Raw genomic sequence first — 1,528 nt, 5'->3', positions numbered from 1 at the left:
ACCGCCGAGATCGCTTGGAATGGGCTTGCCGTCGTGCAGAACGGCCACCATAATGTCGTCCATGCGAGCCTGTTCCATCGTTATAGAGTCCGTGTAGACCCCGTCGCCCGAATAAAACTTCACGGTTTGTGCCGCTGGCTGAACCCCGGCTTCATCCAATAATTTTTTAAGGGGAATGCCCTCCCAAGTGTTATGGTACACTGACCACCCGGTGACGCAGTGAAAATCGCTGACCTGAACCACACGCGGCAGCTTAACGAATTGTTCCCAGTTCCACTGCAGCCGCTTATTGACGAGCCCATCTACGGTAAAAGACCAGTTGGCATTATCGAATGAGGGAATAGGGGTTACAGTGTAGATGCGAAAATTCCCCTTAGCTCCGCCACCGATCGGAGTGAGAGATTCCGCGGCAGGCGTGGGTGCCGGAACCAGATGGTTGGCATCCCTTTCGAGCAGCTGCTCCATGTTTTGCTGTGACGAACCGATACTGCTGCCGAGCCATTTGATAAAAGAAGGCCCGAACGCTACCGCCATACCCACACCGATCGCTGATCGGATGAAAGCTCTGCGTGTGTAGAGCGGCTCGTTTGCAGTATTTGCTGCCGCTGGCCGGTTAGCCCCGGACTTTACCGTCCGCCGGTGAGGCTCTTTGAGCCATTGGGTACGGGTAACCGAGTGATAGATGATATAAGGCAGACCCACCCATGTGAAGAGGTCGTGAATGGTCAGAGCGGGGTTGGACCATGCCGGGCCGAATGCTCTGAACTGCCACAATACCACCCCGGAAAGAAACCAGCCGACGAGCAGGAACAGTACGATGATGACATTCCACTTCTGCTTCGGGCGGTCCTTCAGCAGCTTCCAGTGCTTGCCCGCCAGAAAGAGGTAGTAGACGACGGGAAGGAGCAGGGCCAAGCCGACACCGATATGAAGCCATTTCAGCCAGACCCTGCCTCCGCCAAGCACCTCCCGCCAGAAACCGAGGGGAAGAATCACTCCGCTAAATCCCAGAAAGGCAACCATCCATGCGTTCCAGCGGTGAATGGCGGCCAGCTTCTTTCCGATGCCCTTGCGGATCTTGTTTAACCAATCGCTCATTTGTCAGCCTCCTTGTTAAGAAAACACAAAGTAATGGTACTGCGAGTATTGACCTTCTACTTATGATCCTTTTGAGTAGATAAGCACATGGTGAGAACCAACTACAGCAAGAACAGAATTCTAAGCCTAGCGATCAACTGTTAATGCAAAATAGTTACGTCAGTGAAGAAGAAAATTGGCTAACAATAAGTGAGTAAATTTTACCACAACATAAATTTAAAAAAACTGTTGCATAATAGGCGGCATCCGTGATATATTATTTCTTGCCGCTAAACAAGGCGGTGATTCAAATCTTCTCAATGCTTGCTAAATAAGTGTTGACACGAAATGAATGACATGATACAATATAATCCTGCTTCGGATTTGAAAATAATGTCGAATGCAGCGATCAAGTTCCTTGAAAACTGAACAAATGGATGATGTTTTAAAC

1 protein-coding gene is annotated in these 1,528 nt (G+C 49.9%); it reads right to left on the bottom strand.

The features are described 5' to 3' along the window. The coding region (locus CPT76_RS24650; protein ID WP_258168776.1) for a molybdopterin-dependent oxidoreductase at positions 1-1,098 on the bottom strand (1,098 nt) is incomplete at its 3' end. Positions 1,099-1,528: the final 430 nt, after the last annotated feature.

The sequence above is a fragment of the Paenibacillus sp. AR247 genome, assembly GCF_002968895.1.
Taxonomy (GTDB): domain Bacteria; phylum Bacillota; class Bacilli; order Paenibacillales; family Paenibacillaceae; genus Paenibacillus_AQ; species Paenibacillus_AQ favisporus.
This window is presented reverse-complemented; position numbering and strand designations above follow the sequence as displayed.